The sequence below is a fragment of the Nonomuraea basaltis genome, assembly GCF_005893125.1.
GTDB classification, from domain to species: Bacteria; Actinomycetota; Actinomycetes; order Streptosporangiales; family Streptosporangiaceae; genus Nonomuraea; species Nonomuraea basaltis.
The window spans coordinates 1-4,771 of the sequence record NZ_VCJS01000433.1 but is presented as its reverse complement, the minus strand read 5'-3'; the positions used below and the strand labels follow the sequence as shown (position 1 = coordinate 4,771).

The 4,771-nt window shown below is 70.5% G+C and carries 4 protein-coding genes; all 4 read left to right on the top strand.

The window, feature by feature from the left end:
• On the top strand, window positions 1-565 hold a 565-nt coding region (locus EJK15_RS67675; RefSeq protein ID WP_171075406.1), incomplete at its 5' end, for a flavin monoamine oxidase family protein.
• Between the two features lie 61 nt (window positions 566-626).
• Window positions 627-1,139: a YbaK/EbsC family protein gene (locus tag EJK15_RS67670; protein WP_138720666.1), complete on the top strand. Its 513-nt coding sequence runs from the start codon at window positions 627-629 to the stop codon at window positions 1,137-1,139.
• Between the two features lie 132 nt (window positions 1,140-1,271).
• Window positions 1,272-3,341: a serine/threonine protein kinase gene (locus EJK15_RS67665; RefSeq protein ID WP_138720665.1), complete on the top strand. Its 2,070-nt coding sequence runs from the start codon at window positions 1,272-1,274 to the stop codon at window positions 3,339-3,341.
• A 16-nt stretch (window positions 3,342-3,357) separates the two neighbouring features.
• On the top strand, window positions 3,358-4,771 hold a 1,414-nt coding region (locus EJK15_RS67660), incomplete at its 3' end, for a serine/threonine-protein kinase (RefSeq protein WP_138720664.1).

The following is a 4,771-nucleotide window of genomic DNA, read 5'->3' as shown; positions in this document are numbered from 1 at the left end:
CCACCTCCTCGCCAGGATCCCGCACAACCTCGGCTCCCAGGTCACCGCCGCGCTCAAGACCCCGGCCCCGGTCGCCGCCGGCAAGATCGGCCTGGAGTACGGCAGGCGCTGGTGGGAGCTGGAGGACCGCATCTACGGCGGCGTGACCGAGACGGACCTGGACATCACGCACATCTGGTACCCGTCCCACGACTACCACGCGGAACGCGGCGTCATCGTCGGCTACTACAACACCGGCCGCGAGGCCGAGCTGTACGGAGCCCTCACCCCGGAGGACAGGAGGCGCAGGGCGCTCACCCAGGGCAAGAAGATCCACGGCGACAAGTACCGCCAGAACGTCCTCTCCAGCGTCTCCATCGCCTGGGAGCGCCAGGCGCACATCGAAGGAGGCTGGGTACGCTGGCCCGCCTTTGATTCGTCGTTCACTCTTCTGCAACGCCCCGCCGGAAGGGTGTACTTCGCGGGTGACTGGCTCACCCACCTGATCGCCTGGCAGGCGGGGGCCATGGAGTCCGCCCGCGGCGCCGTCACTCGACTGCACCAGCGCGTGTTGCAGTCTCCGTGACGTCGCACGCTTCTCCCGGGACCGTCATAGGGTTTTCGGGAGAGGGGATTGAGGAGATGGGATGACGTTGCACTGGGTCCCTACGACCGATAGGACCGACCTGCTGGCCGATCCGGTGGCGCTCGCCGTGCGCGATATGGAGGGCGTCGAGGTGGCCGAGATCGACCCCGATCTCGCTGACACCGCGGCGTTCTGCGAGCGCTATGGCGTGACGCTCGACGAGTCGGCCAACTGCGTGGTCGTGGCGGCCAGACGGGGCGGCGAGACGCGCTACGCCGCCTGCATGGTGCTCGCGACGATGCGAGTCGACGTGAACGGCGTGGTACGCAGGCATCTCGACGCCCGCAAGGCCAGCTTCGCGCCGATGTCCGGCGCGGTCGAGCTGACCGGCATGGAGTACGGCGGCATCACGCCGCTCGGCCTGCCCGACGACTGGCCGATCCTGGTGGACACGCACGTCGCCGAGCATCCGAGGGTGGTGATCGGAAGCGGTGTGCGCAGATCGAAGCTCGCCGTCTCCGGTGCCGCGCTGGCCGGGCTGAAGCGCGCCGAGGTCCTGCCTCTGGCGGGCTGATGGAAAACTGAGGCCGATTCGAGACCGTTGGATGGGAAACCGATGGGGTCTTTCTGAACGTTGTACGAGTGGGAATGTGGCCTCATGGTTCATCTCGTGGGCGGGGATTAAGCCGATATGGTGCTTCATGCCATGAACGATGACCGACTAGGCCCTTACCGGCTGCTCAGGCGGCTCGGTGAAGGCGGAATGGGCGTTGTCCACCTCGCTGTCGACCCCCAGGGGCGGCAGGTGGCGGTCAAGGTCCTGCGCGGAGAGGTCGCCGGCGACGAGGTCGCCAGGCGGCGGCTTTCGCGCGAAGTCGAGACCATGCGCCGGGTGCGGAGCAAATACATCGCCGAGGTGCTCGACGCCGATGTGACAGGTCATCGTCCCTACATCGTCACTCGTTACGTGCCCGGCCGTCCGCTCGACGAGATCGTCAAGGACGACGGGCCGCTCGACCTGCCCGCGCTGATCAGGCTCGCGCACGGAGTGGCGGCGGCGCTGGCCTCCGTGCACTCGGTGGGTGTGATCCACCGCGACCTCAAGCCGGGCAACGTGCTGATCCTGGACGGCGAGCCCGTCCTGATCGACTTCGGCATCGCCCAGGCGGTCGACGCGACGCGGCTGACGCAGACCGGCATGTTCATCGGCACGCCCGGCTACCTCGCGCCCGAGATCATCGAGGGCCAGGAGGCGGGGCCCGAGGTCGACATCCATGCGTGGGCGGGCACGCTGCTCTACGCGGCCACCGGCCAGCCGCCCTTCGGCAAGGGCACGCTGGAGATGATCTTCTACAACATCACCGCGGGCAAGGCCGACGTCAGCGCCGCCCCGGCGACGTTGCATCCGCTGCTCAAGGCGGGCTTCCAGCGCAACCCGGCCAAGCGTCCCAAGGCGGCCGAGCTGGCCGAGCAGACCGCCAGGATGCTGCCGAAGCCGGCGCCGGGCAGAGTGCCCGACGAGATCTCGACCTTGCCGCGCACGGACACGCAGTCACCGAGCCAGCCGCCCCCGCAGGTGACGGACAAGCCGTCCTACGACATCTCGACGCCGCCGGTGACGCCCAAGCGGCTGCTCGAAGGCCACGACCAGCCCGCGGTGCCGCCGCAGGAGCAGCCGTACGTCTCGCTGCTGCCCAACCAGGCCGACCCGTGGCCGACCCGCAGGGTGACGCCCGAGGAGCTGCGGCAGATCCAGCGTGAGAACGCCGCGGCCCAGCCCAGCCAGCCGTGGCCGCACCAGCAGGTCAACAGCCACCCGGCCCCGCCGGGCGAGACCGACTTGCCCACCAGGCGGGTGCGCCCGGACTCGCCGGACTACGGCAGGCGCAATTCGAGCCCCGACGTGGGCCGGCCGGCGCCGGGCGTCCAGGGCCCCGGCGTGCCAGGTCCCGTCCAGGACCCGGGCCGGGCAGGTCACGGCATGGACGCCGGCAGGGCGAGTCACGGCATGGACGCCGGCAGGGTGGGCCACGGTCCCGACGTGCCCGACTACGGCAGGCCGAGTCCCAGCCCGGTCCAGCCGCCTCCGTACATCCCGGCGCAGCCGCAATACCAGCCCGACCCGAGGACCAAGCGCGAGCCGTACATCCCCGCCTCGGCTCCTGGCAAGGTGCTGCAGCGCTCCAGGGCGTACGGCGTGACGAGCGCGATGCTGCTCATCCTCATGATCGTGGCGGCGCTGATCGCGCCCGTGCTGGTGGCCGCCGTGGCGATCCCCTTCGCGGTGCTGCTGCGCGCGGCCGACCTGGCGCAGCCCCAGCTGACGGCCCGCCGGGCGGCGGGTGCGGCGGCGCTCGACGTGATCAGGGTCTTCGCCTACCCGGCGGCGCTGGCCAAGTCCGTGGGCATCACGCTGGCCCTGGTGCTCTACGCGCTCATCCTGGGGCTGCCGGTGACGCTGCTGCTCACGGTGGTGGCCGGGATGGACGAGTCCTTCGCCCTGGCCTGGGGCGCCGCGATCGCGCTGTGGACCGTATGCGCAGGCCCCGGAGTGGAGGGTCCTGGCAAACAAATGCGCAGAACGCTCTCATCACTCGTACCCTCGAGAACAGCGGCGATGGTGATGGCAGGAGTTCTCGCGGCGGCCGCCGCGCTCTCGCTGATCCTCGCCTACGAAACGTTCGGGGACAATCCAAGGGGGGCCGAATGGACTCCGCTGAACGTCGATCCAGTGGTGGAGCAGCTCAAAGTTCTGAGGGGCAACACCGAGGGATGACACGGGGAAGGCGGCGATGAGCATCCAAGCACCAGAACGCCTCGGCCCCTACCGGCTGGTCAGAAAGATCGGCGAGGGTGGCATGGGGGTCGTCCACCTCGGTCTCGACGGCGAGGGCCGCGAGGTCGCCATCAAGGTGCTGCACCCGCACGTGGCCGCCGACCTCAAGGCGCGCGACCGGCTGACCCGCGAGGTCGAGACCATGCGCCGGGTACGCAGCCCGCACGTCGCCGAGGTCATCGACGCCGAGCTCGTGGGCGGACAGCCCTACGTCGTCACCCGCTTCGCCCCCGGCCGCACGCTGGAGGACACCGTCCTGTCCGAGAGCGCCCTGGAGGCGCGCCAGGTCATCAAGCTCGCCCAGGGGCTCTGCCAGGCGCTGGTGGCCATCCATGCGGCCGACGTGATCCACCGCGACTTCAAGCCGTCCAACGTCATGCTGGTCGACGGCGCGCCGCTGGTCATCGACTTCGGCATCGCCCACTTGGTCAACGCGACCCGGCTGACGCAGACCGGCATGTTCGTCGGCACGCCGGGCTATCTGGCGCCCGAGATCATCCGTGACTCGGACATCACCCAGGCGGCCGACGTGCACGCGCTGGCCTCGACGGTGTTCTTCGCCGCGACGGGGGCGCCGCCGTTCGGCACGGGGACGTTCGAGGCGGTCTGCTTCAACATCATGGAGGGGCGGGCCCAGATCGACAAGGCGCCCGCGTGGCTGCGCGGCTGGCTCGGCCGTGCCCTGCAGGTCGACCCGGCGGCCCGGCCCGGCGCCCAGGAGTTGCTGCGGATGGCCAGGGCGCTCGACCCGTCGGTGACCACGTTCAACGAGGCCTCGTTCGACGGGCCGACGGGCACCAAGCGCATGGGCAACGGCACACGGGTCATGGAGTCATACTCCGACCTGCTGCCGCCGGTCGAATACGCCAAGCCGGCGGCGCCGCCCCCGCGGCCCCGTGAGAAGCGGCCCCCGGAGAAGCCGCCGCCTTACGTCCCGGCGCCGATCTCGGCCCGGCCGCCGCACCCCGACCAGCGGGTGGCCGGCTACCCGGCCCCGCAGCCCACGGCGCCGTCGCAGGTCAGGCCATATACTCCGCCGCCCGCGCCGCGCCAGCACACGCCGCCGGCCGAGCGCAAGAGATATCTGTTCGGCGCCCAGTTCACCGGGCTGCTGCTGCTCGTCACGCTGGTCGCGCTGACCGTCATGATGCCGGTCATGGTCGGCGCGATCGCGGTCGCGCTGGCGCTGGTGCTGCGGCTCGGCGAATACCTGTTCGGCGACCTGGTCAAGAGGCGCCAGATGCGCGGGAGCAGCGCGGCCGACCCGTGGCTCGCGGTGGTCGGCACGCCGTGGGCGCTGGTGAAGTCCACGCTCGTGACGGCGGTGCACGTGCCTGTCTCCTATACACATCTCCGCGCCCCCGAGACCC